The following is a 19,302-nucleotide window of genomic DNA, read 5'->3' as shown; positions in this document are numbered from 1 at the left end:
TCGGGCAAGCCACAATCTTCAATTTTCAATTGAATGCTGAAAAAAGCTCAAAAACTGATCTTTCGATCAACGTTTGATTGAAAATGAGAAAAGGCCACGTTCCGCTTGGAGCATGCGGAAAGTGGCCGATTTTCAGAGTCTGATTTTTGCCGTGCATCTCGTGCCGAGATCTTCACGCGCCGAGCACCTCGGCACGCGTGGCAGACGCGCCGCTGCAGCGGCGCTTCAGTGCTTTGCGGCGATGGCGCTACTCCGCGGCAGGCGCAGTCTCCGTCTGTGCGCCAGCGGCCATGCGCTTGCGGTGCCATGGGCTGACCTTGTGCAGCCAGACCTCCAGGTCATCCACCAGCGCGTAGGCCACGGGCACCACAAGAAGCGACAGGAAGGTGCTGGTGATCAGCCCGCCGATGACGGCAATCGCCATGGGAGCGCGGAAGCTCGGGTCGGCGCCGATACCCAGGGCAATCGGCAGCATGCCGGCGCCCATGGCCAGGCTGGTCATGATGATGGGCCGCGCGCGCTTGTGACAGGCATCCAGCAGTGCGTCCCAGCGGCTCATGCCCTCACGCCGTGCGAGGATCACGTAGTCCACCAACAGGATCGAGTTCTTGGTGGCAATACCAATCAGCATGATCAGCCCGATCATGGCCGGCATCGACAGGGCCTTGCCCGTCACCAGCAGAGCCACAAACGCACCGGGGATGGACAGGAACAGCGCCACGAGAATCGTGCCCGGCTGCAGGAAGTCCTTGAACAGCAGCACCAGCACCACGTAGATGCAGAGCACGCCCGTCAGCATGGCGAGACCGAAGCTCGTGAACAGCTCAGCCATCACTTCGGCGTCGCCGATGTTGGTGCGCGTCACGCCCGGTGGCAGGTTCTTCAGGGTGGGCAGCTGGTCCACCTTGGCCTGCACGTCGCCCAAAGGCTGGTTGTTCAGCTCGATGGTGAAGTTGACGTTGCGCAGGCGGTTGAAGCGGTCGATCTGCGCAGGGCCGCTGTCGATGCTGACGGTGGCCACGTTGCCGAGCATCACGGGGCCGCGCGCGCCGGGCACCATCAGGCGCTCGATCAGGCCCAGATCGGCCCGAGCGTCAGCCGGCAGCTTGACGACGATCGGCACCTGGCGCTGGCTCAGGTTGAGCTTGGCGAGGCTCTGGTCGAAGTCACCCGCCGTGGCGATGCGCAGCGTGTCGGCAATCGCGGCCGAGGTCACGCCCAGGTCGGCGGCGCGGGCGAAGTCCGGGCGCACGACCAGCTCGGGGCGGATCAGCGCCGCGGTGCTCGTGATGTTGCCCAGGTTGGGAATGGTGCGCAGCTCGCGCTCCAGTTCGCGTGATGCCGCCAGCAGGGCCTGCGGGTCGTCGCCGGACAGGGCGAGCTGCAGCAGGCTGCCGCCCGCGCCAGCCAGCCCGACCTGCACGCGCACGCCAGGTACTGCGCCCAGTTGTTCGCGTAGTTGGGTGTCGATCTCCTGAAGGCTGATCGAGCGCTCCTTGCGGTGGCTGGTGCGGATGGTGAGCGTGGCCTTGCGTGCCTCCGCCACGCCGGCGCCACCGGCAAAGGGGTCGGAGCCGGCTGCGCCGCCGCCGACTGCGGTGTACACCGAGCGCACCTCGGGGTGCTTGGCCACAATCGCCCGGGCGGCTTCAGCCGCGGCCAGGGTTTCGTCAAAGCGGCTGCCCGGCGGCAGTTCGATCTTTACCTGCGTCTGGCCTGTGTCATCGGGGGGAATGAAGCCCGTGGGCAGCAGCCCGGCCACCACGATGCCACCGGCAAACAGCACGAGCGAAGCCACCATGGTCAGCAGCCGATTGCGCAAGCACCAGGCGACCCAGCCCATGTAGGCGTTCATCACACGACCGTCTGGCTCCGCATGCGGGTCGTGCGCGCCGACTGCCGCCGCTTCTCCAGCTGCAGCCTGCTTCGCCACCCAGGGCTTGAGCATGTAGGCGGCCATCATGGGCGTCAGCACACGGGCCACGACCAGCGAGGCGAGCACAGCCAGCGCCGCTGTCCAGCCGAACTGCACGAAGAACTTGCCCGGAATGCCACCCATGAAGGCGGTGGGGAGAAACACAGCCACGAGCGTGAAGGTCGTTGCAATCACGGCCAGGCCGATCTCGTCGGCCGCTTCCATCGCCGCCTGATACGGCGTTTTGCCCATGCGCAGGTGGCGGATGATGTTCTCGATCTCGACGATCGCGTCGTCCACCAGGATGCCGACCACCAGCGACATGGCCAGCAGCGTCACCGTGTTCAGCGTGAAGCCCAGGTAGTGCATGCCGATGAAGGCGGGAATCACCGACAGCGGCAAGGCCGTGGCCGCAATGAAGGTGGCGCGCCAGTCACGCAGAAAGAGCCACACGACCAGCACGGCCAGAATGGCGCCCTCATACAGCAGCCACATGGAGCCGCGATAGCTTTCCGCAACGGGCGTGACGAAGTTGAAGGCCTCGGTGATCTTCAGATCCGCGTGCTGGGCCTTGAGCTTGTCGAGCGCGGCGTTCACGCCCTCGGCCACTTCGATCTCGCTGGCGCCCTTGCTGCGTGTGATCTCGAAGCCGACCACCGGCTCGCCGTTGAGCAGTGCGGTGGAACGGCGCTCGGCCACGGTGTCCTTGACTGTTGCAATCTGGTCCAGGCGCACCTTGCGCCCGTCAGACAGCGAGATCTCCATGCGCGCCAGTTCGTCGGCCGACTGCACGGTGGCCAGCGTGCGCACAGACTGTTCGGCGCCGCCCACGTCCGTGCGGCCACCGGAAGCCTCCTGCTGGATGCTGCGCAGCTGGCGCGAGACGTCGGCTGCAGTTGCGCCGAGCGCCAGCAGCTTGGCTGGGTCGAGCTCGACTTGCACCTGGCGCGTCACACCACCCACTCGCGCCACGGCGCCCACGCCAGGCACGGTCAGCAGTTGACGCGTCACAGTGTTGTCCACAAACCAGGACAGGGCCTCCTCGTCCATGCGATTCGAGGCGACGGTAAAGACCAGGATGGGCGAACCAGACAGCGACAACTTGCTGACCACGGGGTCGCGCAGATCGGCGGGCAGATCGCTGCGGATCTGGGCCACGGCGTTGCGGACGTCATCCAGGGCTTCCTGGATGGGCTTTTCCAGACGGAATTCGGCCGTGATGGTGACCACGCCGTCCTGGATGGTGGCGTACTGATTCTTCAGGCCCTGTAAAGTGGCAATCGAGTTCTCGATCTTTCGCGCGACTTCGGTTTCCAGCTGCGGGGGCGCCGCGCCGGGCAGCGAGGCGCTGACCGTGATGGTGGGCAGCTCGATGTCCGGGAAGCTCTGGATCTTCATGGCGTGGAAGGACATGAGCCCTGCCAGCGTGAGCATGATGAAGAGCATCACCCCAGGGATGGGGTTCTTGATCGACCAGGAGGAGACGTTGATGGCCATGATGGGAGTCTCTCGTGTCGATTCAGCGAGCCGAAGCCTGCTTGGCCGGCGCAGGCGCATCTACCACGCGCACCAGATCACCATCGGCCAGGAAGGCCACGCTTGAGGCCACGACGCGGGTCTCCGGCTTCAGGCCGCCGGTGATTTCCATGCGCTCGCCGCTGCGCCGCCCCGTCGTGACCTTGGTCTGGGCCACCCGACCATCAGGACCCACCGCAAACACGTAGGCAAAGCCGTCGCGCAGCAGCACAGCAGACTGCGGTAGGGTCAGTGCGGCCTGCGCACCCAACTGGAACTCGCCACGCGCAAACATGCCGGCCCGCGCCGGGCTGCCCGCGGGCAGGTCCACGTAGACCAGCGCGTTGCGGGTCTGTGGATCCACGGTGGGCGCGACGATGCGCACCTTGCCCGTGATGGGCTGCGCTTCCGCACCGGGCGCGGCCAGCGTGGCGGTCATGCCCGGCTTGATACGCGCCAGCTCTGCGGCCGTCACTTCAGCGCGCCATTCAAGCCGGCTGTCGCGGATCAAACGGAACAGCTCCTGCCCGGGCTGGGCCAGTGACCCCACCGTGGCCGTGCGTGCGCTGATCACGCCGTCGTCCGGCGCGACGATGCGGGTGTGCGACAGGCGCAGCTCATCGGCCTGCACACGGGCGCGGGCAGAATCCAGCCGCGCCTTGGCTGTGGCCTCTGCAGTGACGTACTGCAGCACTTGTTGGGATGACAGTGCGCCGCTTTCGGCCAGACCGCGCGCGCGCTGGGCGTTGTTGCGGGCCTCCTCCAACTGTGCCTGCGCCTCGGCGGCACTGGCGCGTGATTGCGCCAGCTCCGCGGCAATCGTGTCGCTGTTCATGCGGGCCAGCAGTTGGCCCTTGCGCACGCGATCACCCACGCTGGCGCTCACCTCCACCAAGCGGTAGCCGCTGACCTCCGGCCCGATGATGGCTTCCTGCCAGGCGGCCACACTGCCGTTGGCAGCAAGCGTCTGCTGCCAGTCGGCGCGCTGCGGTTGGGCCACGGTCACGGTGAGCGTCGGCCGGCCGGGTGCAGCCTGGACAGGCGCTGCTTTGGCTTCGGACGTCTTGGTGTCCGTCTGCGCGGTGGCCGAGGGCGCGCCGGTGCTCAAGGCCAGCCCGAGTGCAATGGCCAGGGCACCGCTCAGCGCAGCACCTGCGAGGAGCACCCGGGGTTGAGTTGCGACGCGAACCCAGGCTTTGGCGGGTGTGCGGGAGGTAGCGTGTTCGTTCATGGTGATCTTCTTGGAGGAGAGGACAGCGTGTTGTTTGAAGGGAGATCGTGCATGGCACGCAGCATCGGGGCTTGATCAACGGCCCGAGGCTTGCGCCGTGGCCGTGGGCACCGGCGCGTCGCCGGACCAGCCGCCGCCCACCGCGCGATACAGGCTGATCCACGCCTGGATGCGCTCGGTCTGGATGTTGATCAAGCTGGATTGGGCCGACAACGCTGTGCGCCGTGCGTCTTCGAGATCGAGCAGGCTGCCCGCGCCCGCCTCGGTGCGCTTGCGCTGCGCCTCGAGAAAGGCGGCAAAGCCCGTGGCGGCGGTACGCGCATCGGCCTCTCGGCGCTGTGCGGCATCCAGCTTGACCAGCGCCTCTTCCACTTCACGCACTGCGTCACGCGCGCGCTGCTCGTACTGGCTGCGGATCTCGTCGTAGCGCGCGCGGGCTTGATCCACCGCGGCGCTGCGGCGGCCCGCATCGAAGATGGGCAGGCTCAGGGCCGGGCCGATGGACCACGTGTTTGCAGAGGTGGCGGGCGCACCGCCCACACCACTGATGCGTGCACGGCTGATGGAACCGGACAGGGTCAGGCGCGGCCACCGGTCGGCCTGGGCGGCGTCCACATCGCGCAGCGCTGCTGCAGCCTGCCGCTCCAGATTGCGCAGATCCGGGCGCTGCGTGAGCCACTGGGCGGGCAGTACCTCCACCGCAAAGGCGCGCGGCTGCGGCAGTACCGCGGCGCCAGCACCCAGCAGCTGGCGCACCTCGGCCTCCGGCAGGGCCGTCAACGCGACCAGGCTCTTGATCTGCACCTCGCACTGCGACTGCTGACCCACCAGACTCAGGGCCGAGTTGGCCGCACTGGCCTGTACCAGCGCGCCGTTGGCGGGCGACTCCAACCCGGCGCGCACCTTGCGCTCGGTCAGGTCCGCGGACACCCGCTGGGAGGAGGCATCGGCCTGGAGGACCTGCACCAGCTGTTCGCAGCTGCGGTAGTTCACATACGCCTGCCCCAGTTCTGCAGCGATGCTCACGCGGGCGTCATGCCAGGCGGCTTCACTGGCCTGCAGCTGGGCCAGCGCGGCCGAGCGGTTGGCGCGGCCGACACCGAAGAGGTCGATCTCCCAGAGCGTGTCCAGCGACGCGGCTGCCGAGTTCGTGATGGGGCCACCGGCTTGTGTCGCACGGGAGGCTGAAACGCCGCCATCGACCCGCGGCACGTTGGCGGCACCGGCTGATCGCAACGAAGCACGTGCCTGCTCGATACGGGCACGCGCCTGGACCACCGAGCCGTTGTTGGCCTGCGCCGCGCTGATCAGGCGCGCGAGCGCGGGATCGTCGAACTGTGCCCACCACTGCGCCAGATCCTCGACGCGGCCGCCATGCGCCGCAGCGATTTCTGAGGCAGCAGGTACAGGGGCCTGCCAGCGCTCGGGCATACCCCGCGGCGCCTGCGGTGTGGGCGCCACCGTGGCGCAAGCGCCCAAGGCAAGGGTCAAGGCCGCTGCAGCTCCCAGGCGCAGCAGGACAGGTTGTGCCGCTGGGCGGGCTGCGGCTTGCGGGAGGTGGGCAGGACGCATACGTGGTCTCTTTGTGGTCGGGAGGGGAGAGGCTGCTGCTTGTTGGGTGCAGTCTGGAATTCGGTTCAGGGGTCAGTTGCCGGCAGTTCGGGCTCTGCGCTGCTGCTCTGCGCTCACCAGAGCAATGCCGTAGTCCACAAGGCGGTCGACGATGTGGGTGGTCGCGTTGGGTCGATCCAGCATGCCGGGCGCCAGCATCTTCATGAACTCGCGCGACATGCAGTAGTCGTGCGCCATCGCCACCAGAGCGAATGCGAGCTGATGGATCTCGTCGTCGATCTGCGCCGCGCCACTGTGCCGTGCAAGGACCTCACACATGGCCATGTGTGAAGGCACCACGGCGCGGCCGACCACCTCGCGGAAGATCTCCGAGGGCTCGATCATTTCGCGCAGGTACAGGCGCATGGTCTGCGCCTCGAGCGCGTCGTCGTCGTTGGAATCGACGAAGGGCCGCAACAGGATGCGCAGTGCCTGTTCCAGTGACAGGTGCGCGGCATCGAAGCCGGCGAAGGCGGCCGTCATCTCCCCAATCGGACGCTCCAGCACGGCGCGGTACAGGCCGGCCTTGTCACCGAAGTAGTAGCGGATGGCAGACAGGTTCACGCCTGCGGCATCGCAGATCTCCCGGGTGGAGGCGCCCGCAAAGCCCTTGTTGGCAAAGATCGGGGTGGCATGCAGCACCAGCTGATCACGCGCAGTCAGCACCCGCTGAACATCAGGTTCGACGGGGGCGTCTTGCGCGACGGATGGACTGGGACTGGGATGCATACCGCGCACTGTAGCACAAAATCAATCGATTGATTTATTTCTGAACCGTAAAGAATTACGGCTACCAATCAGTTCATTTCGGGTGCTTGCGATCCTTGCTGTGTCGCTCTGCCGTACTCTGCACGCATGAGCGAGACCCTGCCCGCCGCCCAACCCCGCGTTCTGGTTGTTGAGGACAATGCATTCAACCGTCAGGTGATGCTGAGCCTCCTGGGCGCGTTGGGGGCGCATGCGGAGGCGGTTGCAGACGGAGAAGAGGCGCTCGCCCTGCTCGCTGAGCGCAGCTTTGATCTCGCGTTCCTGGACTTCAACATGCCGGGGCTGAACGGGCCGGAGACCGCCGCAGCCCTCCGAGCACGCGAGATGGACTCCGGCCGCGCGGCGATGCCGCTGATCGGCCTGACCGGTGACTCGGGACTGGACACGGAAGACGCCTGCCTTCGGGCAGGCATGAACGAGGTGCTGGTGAAGCCGGCGTCCATTCACGATCTGCGCGCCGTGCTTGCGCGCTGGACACCGCAGCCCTAGAGCACGTGCGCCTCGCCCGGCACCGAATCCACAAACGACAGGTTGGATTCGACGTCAGGGTCCGGGAGCCACACGGTGAAGCAGGCGCCGCCGTCGGGCCGGTTGGACGCGACGATCTGCCCGTGGTGGGCGCGCATGATGCTGCGGGCAATCGTCAGCCCCAGACCGGTGCCGCCAGCGCCATCGCTGGTCAGACTGGACTGCGTGAACGCCTCGAAGATGGCTTCGAGTTCGTCGGGCGGGATACCCGGCCCACGGTCGAGCACCTTGATGGCGATGCCTCCGGCCGAGCGACTGAGCTGCACCTCGACCTGTGAGCCTGCGGGTGAAAAGCGTACGGCGTTGGCCAAGATATTGCGCAGCACCTGCGCAAACCGGAAGGGGTGCAGGACCGCGTGGATCGGCTCATGGGGCAGTTCAACGGCGAGCGAGACGAGCTTCTGGGTGGCAATGGCGGAAATCTCGCGACTCACTTCTCGCACCACCTCGCACGCATCCGCACGGCTCAGTTCAAGCGTCTCACCCACGTTCTCAAGCCGTGAGATATCAAGAATCTCGTTGACCAGCGTGAGCATCCGCTGGCCGGCACCATGAATGTCCTCCAAGGTGCCCTTCAGGCGCTCGGGACTCATTTGCCGGCGCAAGGCCAACTCCGAAAAGCCCAATATGGACTGCAGAGGCGTACGCAATTCGTGACTGACGTTGGCAATGAAGCCGCTCTTCACGTTCTCGGAAGCAATGGCTGCGTCGCGCGCGGCCTGCATGGCCTGCTGCGCCTCGTGGAAGTCTGTGATGTCGAAGACGCTGCCGACCACACCCACCGGCAGGCCGTTCACGTCCGTCAGTGCGCGCTTGATGATCGAGACATCGCGCCACTGGCCATCGCCACGGCGGATGCGCTCGGTGAACGTCAGCTCCCCGATCTCACCGCTGATGATCCGACCATCATCGCGCTGCAGCACCTGGCCGACGCCTTCACTCAGCACGCTGTCCAGCGGCCGACCGCGAATGTCCTCCGCCCCGATCCCGTGAAAGCTCTCCCAGGCCGCATTGACCTCGAGCGTGAGCCCCTTGGTACTTTGCACCCATACAGGGATGGGAATGACCTGCAGCACGGATCGACTGAAGGCCAGCTGCTTGCGCAAGGCTCGCCGCGCCCGCTCGCGCTCGGTCACATCCACTGCAAAGCCGATCACACCACCAGGGCTGGTGCCATGACCCTGCTCACGCGTGAGGATCAGGTCGACTTTCGGCGCATCATCACCCTGTGTACGCAGGCTGACGGTGAGCCTGGACGGCTTGTCCCCTAGAGACGCGAACTGCTCCTGCACGCGCGCAGCATGGCTGGGTTCCACAAGAATCCACACCGGCTGACCGATGACATCACGGGTCGAAATACCGGTGAGTGTCGTCCAGTGGCTGTTGATCACCCGGATGGCACCGTCTGCATCGGTTCGCAGGAGCACCTCATGCACCCCCTCGAACAGATTGCGGACGTCCCGCTCGCGCTCGGCCAGCCGGTCGCTGGCCTGCATGAGACGCCCAGCCATGAACTGACTGGTGCGCAACCCACGACGGGCGAACCACGCCATCACGCCCACCAGCGCCCACACCGCAAACAGGCCAAGCACAGACAACCACACCGTGCGCTGCCACGCTGCAAGCGTGGCCTCAAGCGAGCGTTCGACCAGAACGACTGCGGGCCAGTGTCTCAGCGCGCGATAGGCCAGGAGGGAAGGGTCTCCGGAGAAGCCGGAGCCTTTCAGGGCCGCATGCTCGATGGACGGCAGCATCTCCACGAAGATCGGGTGGCTGCCAGCCGCTGCTGCGAGGTCGGCATTGGGCAGATCCAGCGTGGACACGAGGTTTTCGCGTGCATAGCTCACCAGGCTTGCCGAATAGCCCTCGGGCTGGGTGGTCAGCGTGAACCAGTTTGCAACGGCATCCGGGTTGACCACCGCCAACAGGACCGACGCATCTGCATCAGGCGCGAGCCGCAGTGCCATCGGCAGCAGGGTCGCCACGGACGGTGCATTGATCGTACGGTCCTGCGCCAACTCGAACAGATCCCGCGCAGCCACCGGGTCGCCCAAGGTCGGGCCAGTGGATGAGGCCACGCGCTTGAACAGTGTCTGATCGACCGCGATGCCAATGTTTTCCGGGTTGGAGCTCATCAACACGCGCCCCTGGGCATCCAGGATCGACAAGCTGCGCAGGTATCGCTGGCTGGCGATCAGCTGTTGAAGACCCGCATCCGACATGGCTTCCGGCCGCAGGCGAATCTGCTCCGCCACACTGCCCAGCAGGCTGCTCGTGCTGTCCAGAGTCCGCGAGCTGTAGTCCTCCAAGACACGAGCCAGCAAGCTCGCCTTGGCCAGCTCGACCCGCTCAGTTTCTCGATACTCGTAGGCAACGAAGGCGCCGATCACGACCGCACTGGCAAACGCCAGCGCGCCCGCCAACCAGCGGATCAGCTGGTAGCCGGCCTGAAGAGACTGATCTGCCTTCATCGCTCGCTGCGTCAGGTCATCGCTCAGCGACCGAGCATGATCTCTCGCAAGCCATGACGTGCTGCTGCGGCAGCAAGCGTTCCATCTGACTTGATGCGCGTCACAAACGCTTCCGCTTCGCGAAACCACTCGTCATCGCCTGGCTTGACGGCATACGCGTAGGGCAGCACGTGAAACGGTGCAGGCGCGCTCACCAATCGGGCCCAGTCGGCGTTATCCAGCAAGCGCCGGCTGTACGGGTAGTCGGTCATGAAGACATCCACCCGGCCGGCTTCCAACTCGGCTTCCCGAGTCTGCGGCGGCCGGATCACGACCATGGTGGCCTGCTTGAGTCGGTCTCGCATGACCGGCTCCATGAACGTGCCCGCCTGCACTGCCACACGCACGCCCGGCTGGTCAATGTCGCCCCACTGGCGAATCACGCGCGAACTGCGGGTGGTCACACCATAGATATCGCTGGCCAGATAGGGTGAGGTAAAGCGCAGCCGCTCCGCGCGCTGGGGCAGCACCCCCACAGCAAACATCGCAATGTCGCACCGATCTGTGGTGACGTCGTTGATCAGGTTCACGAACGACGAATCCACATAGGTCAGCCGGACGCCAAGCTGGCGCGCAAACTGCGCCGACAGATCGATGTCGATACCCGCCAGCTGCTGGGTCTTCGGGTTGCGGTAGGTGATGCCGTAGTAGTCGGGCCAGATGCACACACGCAACTCGCCGGATGCTCGAATCCGGTCAAGTACTGGTCCGGCGTATGCGCCAGGGGTCGACACCGCAAACGCAACGAGCACGATCGCAGCAGGCGTACTGGCCACGGTGGCCAGACGTTCACGGAACACTTTCCAGACGGACATTTCAAGACCTCGTTATCGAATCGACTGCATTCATGAACTCGTTGGCGCCGACTGAGGCAGCAGGCGCTGCTGGATTGGCGAACTCGGCAAACCACAGTGTCACGCAGGTGCCCGCACCAAGATCGCTGCGTACGGTGACCTCGCCACGCTGCAGCTCCATGATCTCCTTGACCAGACTCATGCCCAGACCCGTACCCGGAATCTCGCCACTGGGATCCGCACGGTAGAAGCGCTCGAAGACGCGCTCTAGCTGCTGGGCGCTCATGCCGATGCCCTGATCCGAAATGCGCAAGCCGATCATGGCACGGCCTGCATGCTGCTCGCGACAGCTCGTGACCTCGATCACCCCGCCGTTGGGGGCGTATTTCACTGCATTGGAGAGCACATTGAGCACCGCGCGATGCGTCTTGGCTGCGTCAACCATGAGCATCGCATCGCCGACGCTCAGAGAGATGCGCAGGTCATGCCGCGCCGCCGATGGCGCGATGGCGCGCTGGGCGCGGGCCACGATCGTATCGAGCCGAGTAGGCGCAAGCCGAAACTCCTTCTCACGCCCTGCCTCGATACGTGCCAGATCGAGCAGCTCATTGACCATGTCGACCAGCAGTGCGGTCTGACTGTGAATGGTCTGCAAGAAGCTGCGCTGTTCCTCCGGCGAGAAGCTCTTGAACAGCAACAGCTCCGTGTAGCCGAAGATGCTGGCCATCGGTGTTCGCAATTCGTGCGCCGCCGTGGACAGGAACTCGCTCTTCATTCGGTCGATCTGCGCCTCACGCGTGGTGTCTTGCACGTAAACGATCGTGCCACCTTCGTGGGTTTGTCGAAGGCGCAGGCACACATGGCGCGGATCGGCTTCTCCGAGACACAGGGGGATCGGTTCATCTGGCGATCCGGCCAACGCCCAATCCGCCAGGGCAAGCCGGCCACGATCCGCGCCGGCGCGCCGCTGCGCCAGATGCTCATCCAGAGCCGCGAGGCGCAAGCCTGTCATGCGCTCGGTCTCCAGTTCGAGCAGACTGGTGAATCGTGTGTTGTTCAACTGAAGCACACCGTCCGGGTCGAAGTAACCCACACCATGGATACTCAGATCCAGCACCGCGTTGAGCTGATCGCCGCGCTCACGGAGCCGGCGCGCCATCCGCTGCGTGTCATGCGCAGCCATCTGCATGCTGCGCGCCATGAGCAGAAGATCGGTCACTGCGTCGTGGCGCGCAAAGTCGCTGAAACGCAGCCCGAGCGCGTTCAGGTGATCCATCGAAGCAAATACTGGAGAAACGAGCAGCAGAATGCGGCCATCGGCCAGCGGCTCCACCGCGCCGCGCAGCATCATCTGCGGGGTCACGATGGGCCGCAGGGTACACAGCCCTCCCGGCTCGGCGAGCCAATGTGCAGGGTCACGGCTCAAGACGGGCTGGGTGACGCGAAACACGTCGTGCAGGCTGCGGCCCGCGCGAGCCAGCGGCAGTGCCTTGGCCAGTGAGGCGCCGACCTCGAGGATGTTCAGTTCCGCATCCAGGAGGATCAGAAACGGGAACGCACGACGCAAGGCGTCAGGGGTGAGCGACAGCGGCTGTCTAGCCACGGGTGCAACTAGTGCATCGACACCGCCTACGGTCTCCGCGGTCAGCATGCCTGTACCTCGACACGGTGCAGCGCGAAGCCACGCGCCTCGTCGCTAGCGACTTCACGGACGGCTGCGGCCACGCCCGCAGCCTGGCTCAGCGCCTTGAACACGCCCACGGTCCACTCGCGCACCAGCGCTCCGGCGCCGGGCAGCTGGACCTCGATGGCGTCATGCCCGGTGGGCAGGAGCATGCAGTTATCTGCGCCAAACTGGCGAAGCACGTTCTGCGCGAGCGCATACACCGTCTGCAGACGGCCAACCGCCGGCGCATCGACGGGCAGGGGCGAGCATGCTGCGCGGTCGGCTGCGGTCCATGCAGCCTGTTGACATTCAAGCCAGAATGCACCGCAGGCTTCCAGGAGCGTTTGGCGGCTGATCCCCAGCGCGTCCGCGCCGGCGTGAACGAGCGCATATGCGCAGGGCTGAAGACCCGTACCGGGGGTAAGCAAACCGTCTTCCGGCGCACCGGCACGCGCGCAGATCGCTCGCCAAACCGCGCCCCCATGCACCGCCGTGACATGACCTTCGAGCGATTCAATCAGGCGGCCGTGCATGGCTGCACCTCCGGCTGACCTTCGCGCGCGTCGGTCAGCAGACCCGTTGCGGCATGCGACTGCGTGGCAAACCACAGGGTAATCGTCGTGCCTTCGCCGAACTCGCTATCAATGTCGATGGTGCCGCCCTGCAACCCCATGATTTCGCGTACCAGCGCCATGCCTAGCCCAGTGCCGGGGACGTTGCCGGAGGGGTCTGCGCGGTAGAACCGTTCGCCAATGCGGCGGATTTGCTCTGTCGTCATGCCAATACCGTGGTCCCGCACCGCGATACCCCATTGCGTGCGACCCTGTCCATCAAGACGGGATACGGTCCAAAGCTGGATGTCTCCACCGTCCGGCGAGTACTTGTAGGCGTTGGACAACACGTTCCGAAGCGCCTGGCGGGTCTTCTCGGCATCGACGGTGACGTTCTGTGTCGAGATCTCACCCACGACCTGCACTTGGCGCGGGTCTCCGGGAACCATCAGCGTCGCCAGCACATCTTCGACCAGCGCGCGGATCGGTACCGGCTCGAACAGCAGGTCCTTGCCCTGACGCGCCTCGATGCGGGCAAGATCCAGCAGCTCGTTGAGCATGTGGATCAGCCAGGAGGCCTGTCGATGGATGGTCTCGACCATTTCGCGCCGCCGCTCGATGGTCACCTCGCGCCGCAGCAGCAGTTCGCTGAAGCCGAAGATGCTGGCCATCGGCGTGCGCAGTTCATGGGCGGCTGTGGTCAGGAACTCACTCTTCATGCGATCCACCTCGGTCTCACGCGTGACGTCCCGGAAGTACAAGATGGTCTCGCCAGACTCGGCCAGGGTGTGCCGTACGGTGCGGCTCAGTACCCGGCGGCTCGGACGTGCCAGGCGCAGCAGCGCTGGAGAGTCGTCCTGCTGCCCGCCAGTGACCAGCCGCTGGTAAGGAAACGCCGGATCACAGTGCTCTTCAAACAGATGCTCGAAGGCGTCCAGGTCGAGCACACCGATGGTGTGCTTGGGTAGCCAGCCGGTCATCTCATAGAAGGCCGGATTACCGTAGGCCAGCCAGCCGGTACTGTCGAAGAGCACGAAGCCATCCGGGCTGAGCTTGAAGATCGCATCCAGGCGCGCACTGCGATCGGCCAGCGCGCGCCGGGCGGCCTCGCGCTGGGTCACATCATTGAGCACACCCACATAGTGCGTGAGCGCGCCGCCTTGGTCGGTCACCGGCGACAGGGTGAGTTCGTTCACGAACGGAGTGCCATCCTTGCGATAGTTGCGCAGGGTGACCTGCGTCGAGCGGCCTGCCCTCATCGCAGTGCGCAGCGTGTCCAGCGCGGGCTGGTCAGTATCGGCACCCTGCAGCACGCGGCAGTTCATGCCAATGATCTCGCCATTCTCATAACCGGTCAGCGACTCGAAGGCCGGGTTGGCATAGACCACCGGGGCACCCGGCCAGGTCATGGAGGCGATCAAGACACCGTTGGTCGTGGCATCCAGCGCGCGGTTGAACAGGCGCATCTGGTCCTCGGCCCAGCGGCGTTCAGCCAGATCGCGCACGACGCAGACGTAGCGAATGTCGCCCGCGCCCTGCCCCTGGGCAATCGACACCTCGACCGGAAAGCGCGTGTCCCCGCCACGGATGCCGTCGGTCTCGCTGCGGGCGACCCGCATACCGGTACTCGACACCACGGCTGCGCCATTCAGCTGGGATTGCGCCCAGGACGCCGTGCACTCGGGAAACAGAGAGGCGAATTCGGCGCCTGTGGCCCGGTCCAGCTCCAGTCCGCACAAGGCGGTCACAGCCGGGTTGGCAAAGACAACGCGCATGTCGGCATCGAGGCCAAACACGGCATCGGGCACCGTACCCAGCAGGGTATCGAGGCGGCCGCGCAGAGACTGCACCTGCACTTCGCGCTCGCGCAAGCGCTGTGCCACCTCAGCGGAAAGTGTGTCGAGACGGGTGAGCGCGTCCGACGACCTGTCTTCAAGCGTTTCGTCCGCCGCAGCCAGATGTGACGCAATGCCGTGCAGCTGCTGCGCGTACCGATCCATCAGACCGCGCGCATGAGCAGCGGCCGCCAGCAGTGTGGCAAGGGTCACTACAACCGTAAGTTCCGGGGTCAGCAGAACGGCGGCCGCAGTGATGCTCACGCCGACGAGCGTGAGCGCGATCGCAAAGCGCTTGAACACCCCATCGGGTCCATCGAAGGTGCGGATCTCAGCTGCAGAGTTCATGGTCGATCAAATCAGACAGTGAGAGGTCGTTCTGTTCGACGCAGGCGCGAACGGCGAGGATGCGGTCGAGATGCTGCTCAAAGCAGGCGCAGAGATGCGGATCCAGACCACGGCCGGCCTGGTCACGAAGCATCGCCAGGGCGTCGGCCACGCTCAGGGCCTTGCGGTAGCACCGGTCCATGGTGAGGGCATCGAAGTAATCCACCACCGCCACAATGCGCCCAGACAAGGGGATGGCCTCGCCGGACAGTCCGTTTGGATAGCCGCTGCCGTCCCAGCGCTCGTGGTGGGTTAATGCAACTTCGGCAGCCAGCTTCATGAGCTCGCTCTCGGCACCGGCCAGCAGCAGCGCGCCCTTGGTGGTGTGCTCGTTCATGGCGGCGCGCTCCTCGGCATTGAGCGGACCGGCCTTCTTGAGGATGGCATCCGGGATGCCGATCTTGCCGACGTCATGCAGCGGCGCGGCCAGACGCAGGTTGCGCGCGTAGCTCCTGGGCAGCCCCAGGCAGAGCGCAAACTGCTCACTGCACAGCGCCATCGTCAGCAGATGGCGGCCCGTGTCGTCATCACGGAACTCGGCGGCCAGCGCCAGGCGCAGCATGGCGTCCTGATGAGCGCGCTCGGCCTGCTGCAGTGCGGCCTTCCGGCCTGCGTAGAGTCCGCGCAAGTCTTCAAGCATGCGGCTCATCTGCTGCATGGCGAGATCGGCGTCGGCAAGGCCTTGGCTCATGAGTGCTTTCAGGCGCTGACCAGCAGCTGCTCGATGGTCTCAATCAGCTGCAGCGGGCTGAATGGCTTGACGAGGTACTGCGTTGCGCCCGCGGCAAGCCCCGCTTCGCGGTCCTTGGCCTGCCCGCGCGCGGTCAGCAGTACGACGGGGATGTGGCTGAGCTTCGGGTCGGTACGGATGTGCTTGCAGACCTGCAGACCATCGAGTTCGCCGGGCATCATCACATCCATGACGACCAGGTCGGGCCGTACCGTCTGCGCCATCAGCAGCCCGGTCACGCCATCGGGCGCCTCGTGGATTTCGTAGTCTTCAAACTCGAGCGTCATCGAGATGAGTTTGCGGATGTCCGCGTGGTCTTCAACGATCAGGACTTTCTTCATGATGTGCTCCGTAGGCTTTGGCTGCGGCGGATGGGAGTCGGTCAGGCGGCGGTGGCAGCCTGCTGGCGCTGTTTACGCCGCGCCACCAGGGCGGCGAGATCCTTGGCGTACTGCTGGGCTTGCAGCAGATCGAGTTCAGGGGTGGAGGTCTGTGCCGGCGCACCCGTGGGCAGGTCGATCAGGAAATTGCGCTGCACGCCGTCATGCTCCTCGCGCAGCTGGCCGCCGTGCTGCTCGACGATGTACTTGCATAGACGCAGGCCGATCAGGTCGCGCGCACTGAGCTGCTTTTCGCCCTCGGCGTCCACGCGGACAGGACGTACCAGCAGATCCATGGCAGTAGCCTGCTTGCGTGGCGGCGCGAACAGACCGGAGTCGCGGAACACGATCAGGCCGCGTGCCCCCATCTGGTGGTATTCGATATCGATGGTCGCGCCACGCGGGATGCTGCGGATTTCCGATTCGAGGCACTCGATCAGCACGCGCCGCAGCCAAGGCTCGCTGCCGTACACCGCGGCGAGCTCTGCCTCGGCCGGAAATCGGGCAAAGCGCACCTTGAGGTTGCGGCTGGCCGCCAGCGGCTCAACGGCTTGCCAGACGGTGCGCACCATGTCCCACATGTCCACACGGTCGTTGGCCACGAGCGCGGAACTGCTCCAGACCCCAGCCAGATCCAGCAGCTTTTGCAACGTGCTGCCCACCTCCTCGATCTGGTTGACCAGGCCCAGGATCGTCTCGCCCGCACCAGGCGTGCGCCGCGCAAGCTGCGATTCCAGCGTGAGCTTGTTCCAGGGTTCGAGCAGGTCGGCTCGGATCACGGTCAGCAGCGCGTCCAGCCCACCCCCGGCGGTCAGGGCCGAGGACGGCTGATCGCCACGGATCAGCGCGATCGCATCCTGCTTGCCTAGGCCGGGCATGGTGGTGATCGTGAGCGTCTGCCCATCGCCGCTGGCGCTGGGCAACTTCACGGGCAGGGCGGAGTGGCCGCGCATGGCGGAGTCCATCGCGCGGCGCACCGGACCCATGGGTACCTTCTCGCCAACGGTCAGGCCGGTCTGCTCAGCCGCGCGAGCGTTGACGTAGCGGATGGTGAACTCCGCGTCCGCCCAGATCAGGCCACAGTCCAGATGTTCGAACAGCGTAGTCAGTGTCTTCATGATTCGATTTTGCCGATTTAGTGATTCCAGTTTAGTTGAATATATCAATTAAGCAAGTTCGCGACGCGATGAATTGATTTAATCGGCATTCATGGCCTGATTTATCGCCACACGTGCGAATTTGTTGAGCCGAATTTCGTGATTCGCCGGGCAGCTCTGGCAAAATCAGCGCATGTCTGGAACCCCGAATCTTGATGAGCTCGAAGTCTTGACCACCGTCGAGGCGGCGCAGCGCCTGGGCCTGGCGGTGCGGTCGGTGCAGGCCATGGTGGATCGCGGCGAGTTGCAGGCCTGGCGCACCCCCGGCGGTCACCGGCGCATCTCCCGATCCTCAGTGGAGCGCTGGTTGAGCGGCGTCGCATCCGGCGCCGCCGCGGGAACGACGGCCGGCGGACGCGGCGCGACATCCACGGCGCCGCGTGTGCTACTGATCGAGGACTCAGCGCACTTCCAGAATCTGATCCAGCTGGTCGTGCGGCAGTCGCTACCGCAGGCCGAGCTGGCTGTGGCGGGCGATGGCGTGACCGGGTTGGTGATGTACGGACGGCTTGACCCGGATGTGCTGATCGTCGACATCCTGCTGCCTGGCATTGATGGCGCCGCGCTGGTGGCCAGCCTGCGCGCGAACCCCGCACTGGCGCGCGCGCGCCTGGTCGTCGTGACATCGCTGTCCGAAGCCGAGATCGAACGCTATGCCTTTGCGTTGAAGGGCGTGCCGATCGTGCGAAAGGATCGCCTCGTCACGGAACTGCCGCAGCGTCTGCAAGAGGCGCTGGCGCCGGCCGCCTGAACCATGACGGCGAGCGCACTGCAGATCCTGCTGGTGGAAGACGATGCGGGTGTGCGCCGCTTCTTCGAGATGATCTGCATCGATCTGCCGGTGGCACTGCGCAGCGTGGCGACCGCGCGCGATGCGCTTGCGGCGCTCGACCAGCAGTGGCCAGACCTGCTCATCACCGATCTGATGCTTCCGGGCGAGCACGGCCTCTGGCTGATCGAGCAGATCCACGCACGATCAGCGCTGGCAGATCACGCACGGCCGCGGATATGCGTATTCAGCGCCGACGCAAGCCCGCAGACGGCGCAGGCCATCGCGCATGCCGGCGTGTGGCGTACCCTGCGCAAGCCCGCGTCGATCACCGAGATTGAAGACTGCATCGAGGCCGCGAGGCATGCGCGCGATGCTGCGCCCTCTGCAGCAGCCGACGCACTGCCGCGCGCAAGCGTCGTCGCATCACCCGGCGATGAGGCCTTTGCCGTGGTCGCCCCAGGGCTTGACTCGGCGGTCGATGCGATCGCCGATCCCGTCGCCGAACACTTTGGCGGCAATCAGGCCCTGTTCATGGCCTTTGCCAGCAGCGCCCGGGCGCGTTTTGCATCGGACGTGGCTGAGGGCGAGGCGGCTTTGCAGCGTGGCGACGCAGCCCAGATCGAGCGGCTGGCGCACAGCCTGAAGACCGTGCTGCGCATGCTGGGTGATGTAGCGGGCAGCCAGCATGCCGCGCAGCTCGAAGCCCTGGCCCATGATCTGGTCGAATCCGGCACTGCAAGCGCTGCGGTCGTGCAGCAGGCGCTCGCCGTGCAATGGCCTCCGGTGGCCGCTGCGCTCGCAGCACAGCATCGCCTCGCCACCTAGGCGGCCGATAGCGGCAGTTTTCTGCGGCTGGAAATCACGAATTGCATGTATCAGGGCGCAGATTTCGGCCGGAAATCCGCACCAAACAAGCGAATCCGCCTCAACCGGCCTTTGGCTGAAAACGATG

General features: G+C 65.4%; 15 protein-coding genes. 3 read left to right on the top strand and 12 right to left on the bottom strand.

Going from position 1 to position 19,302, the window contains the following annotated elements; all coding sequences use genetic code 11:
* Positions 1-247: 247 nt before the first annotated feature.
* The 4 genes from ACMDW7_RS03045 to ACMDW7_RS03030 all read right to left on the bottom strand — a co-directional run bounded on the left by ACMDW7_RS03045 (position 248) and on the right by ACMDW7_RS03030 (position 7,001).
* On the bottom strand, positions 248-3,406 hold the full coding sequence (locus ACMDW7_RS03045) for an efflux RND transporter permease subunit (protein WP_377306160.1): 3,159 nt from the start codon (positions 3,404-3,406) through the stop codon (positions 248-250).
* Between the two features lie 28 nt (positions 3,407-3,434).
* Entirely contained in the window at positions 3,435-4,661 is a 1,227-nt protein-coding gene (locus ACMDW7_RS03040; protein WP_377305689.1) for an efflux RND transporter periplasmic adaptor subunit, read from the bottom strand.
* A 75-nt stretch (positions 4,662-4,736) separates the two neighbouring features.
* Positions 4,737-6,233 (bottom strand): efflux transporter outer membrane subunit, encoded by a 1,497-nt coding sequence (locus ACMDW7_RS03035; protein WP_414859599.1) that lies wholly within the window; start codon positions 6,231-6,233, stop codon positions 4,737-4,739.
* 72 nt (positions 6,234-6,305) lie between these two features.
* Entirely contained in the window at positions 6,306-7,001 is a 696-nt protein-coding gene (locus ACMDW7_RS03030; RefSeq protein ID WP_377305692.1) for a TetR/AcrR family transcriptional regulator, read from the bottom strand.
* Between the two features lie 126 nt (positions 7,002-7,127).
* Here ACMDW7_RS03030 and ACMDW7_RS03025 point away from each other — a divergent pair, with 126 nt between their 5' ends.
* Positions 7,128-7,529: a response regulator gene (locus ACMDW7_RS03025; RefSeq protein WP_377305693.1), complete on the top strand. Its 402-nt coding sequence runs from the start codon at positions 7,128-7,130 to the stop codon at positions 7,527-7,529.
* Here the strand turns inward: ACMDW7_RS03025 and ACMDW7_RS03020 are convergent.
* From ACMDW7_RS03020 to ACMDW7_RS02985, 8 genes are read right to left on the bottom strand one after another with little or no spacing between them, the layout of a single operon-like run.
* Entirely contained in the window at positions 7,526-10,039 is a 2,514-nt protein-coding gene (locus ACMDW7_RS03020) for an ATP-binding protein (RefSeq protein ID WP_377305695.1), read from the bottom strand. The two genes, ACMDW7_RS03025 and ACMDW7_RS03020, sit on opposite strands and share 4 nt — an antisense overlap.
* Positions 10,040-10,062: 23 nt before the next feature.
* Entirely contained in the window at positions 10,063-10,893 is an 831-nt protein-coding gene (locus tag ACMDW7_RS03015; protein ID WP_377305697.1) for an ABC transporter substrate-binding protein, read from the bottom strand.
* A 1-nt stretch (position 10,894) separates the two neighbouring features.
* Positions 10,895-12,523 carry an ATP-binding protein gene (locus tag ACMDW7_RS03010; RefSeq protein ID WP_377305699.1) on the bottom strand — a complete coding sequence of 543 codons (1,629 nt, stop codon included), beginning with the start codon at positions 12,521-12,523 and terminating at the stop codon, positions 10,895-10,897.
* Positions 12,517-13,071: a hypothetical protein gene (locus ACMDW7_RS03005; RefSeq protein WP_377305701.1), complete on the bottom strand. Its 555-nt coding sequence runs from the start codon at positions 13,069-13,071 to the stop codon at positions 12,517-12,519. The genes ACMDW7_RS03010 and ACMDW7_RS03005 overlap by 7 nt, the downstream gene beginning before the upstream one ends.
* Entirely contained in the window at positions 13,056-15,272 is a 2,217-nt protein-coding gene (locus tag ACMDW7_RS03000) for a PAS domain-containing protein (protein ID WP_377305703.1), read from the bottom strand. Before ACMDW7_RS03000 ends, ACMDW7_RS03005 begins: the two co-directional genes overlap by 16 nt.
* Complete coding sequence (locus tag ACMDW7_RS02995) at positions 15,256-16,002, bottom strand: HD-GYP domain-containing protein (RefSeq protein ID WP_377305705.1); 747 nt, start codon at positions 16,000-16,002, stop codon at positions 15,256-15,258. The genes ACMDW7_RS03000 and ACMDW7_RS02995 overlap by 17 nt, the downstream gene beginning before the upstream one ends.
* A gap of 8 nt (positions 16,003-16,010) precedes the next feature.
* The gene (locus ACMDW7_RS02990; RefSeq protein ID WP_377305707.1) at positions 16,011-16,382 is read right to left on the bottom strand and encodes a response regulator transcription factor; all 372 of its coding nucleotides are present in this window, start codon (positions 16,380-16,382) and stop codon (positions 16,011-16,013) included.
* A 41-nt stretch (positions 16,383-16,423) separates the two neighbouring features.
* Complete coding sequence (locus tag ACMDW7_RS02985) at positions 16,424-17,539, bottom strand: sensor histidine kinase (protein WP_377305709.1); 1,116 nt, start codon at positions 17,537-17,539, stop codon at positions 16,424-16,426.
* A gap of 172 nt (positions 17,540-17,711) precedes the next feature.
* Here ACMDW7_RS02985 and ACMDW7_RS02980 point away from each other — a divergent pair, with 172 nt between their 5' ends.
* Both ACMDW7_RS02980 and ACMDW7_RS02975 read left to right on the top strand, forming a co-directional pair.
* Positions 17,712-18,329 (top strand): excisionase family DNA-binding protein, encoded by a 618-nt coding sequence (locus tag ACMDW7_RS02980; protein WP_377305711.1) that lies wholly within the window; start codon positions 17,712-17,714, stop codon positions 18,327-18,329.
* Positions 18,330-18,332: 3 nt separating this feature from the next.
* Positions 18,333-19,175 carry a response regulator gene (locus tag ACMDW7_RS02975; protein WP_377305713.1) on the top strand — a complete coding sequence of 281 codons (843 nt, stop codon included), beginning with the start codon at positions 18,333-18,335 and terminating at the stop codon, positions 19,173-19,175.
* Positions 19,176-19,302: the final 127 nt, after the last annotated feature.

It is taken from the genome of Piscinibacterium candidicorallinum, assembly GCF_047549485.1.
Taxonomy (GTDB): domain Bacteria; phylum Pseudomonadota; class Gammaproteobacteria; order Burkholderiales; family Burkholderiaceae_C; genus Piscinibacterium; species Piscinibacterium candidicorallinum.
Note: the sequence above shows the minus strand (reverse complement) of the source record. Positions and strands in the feature narration are given on the sequence as shown.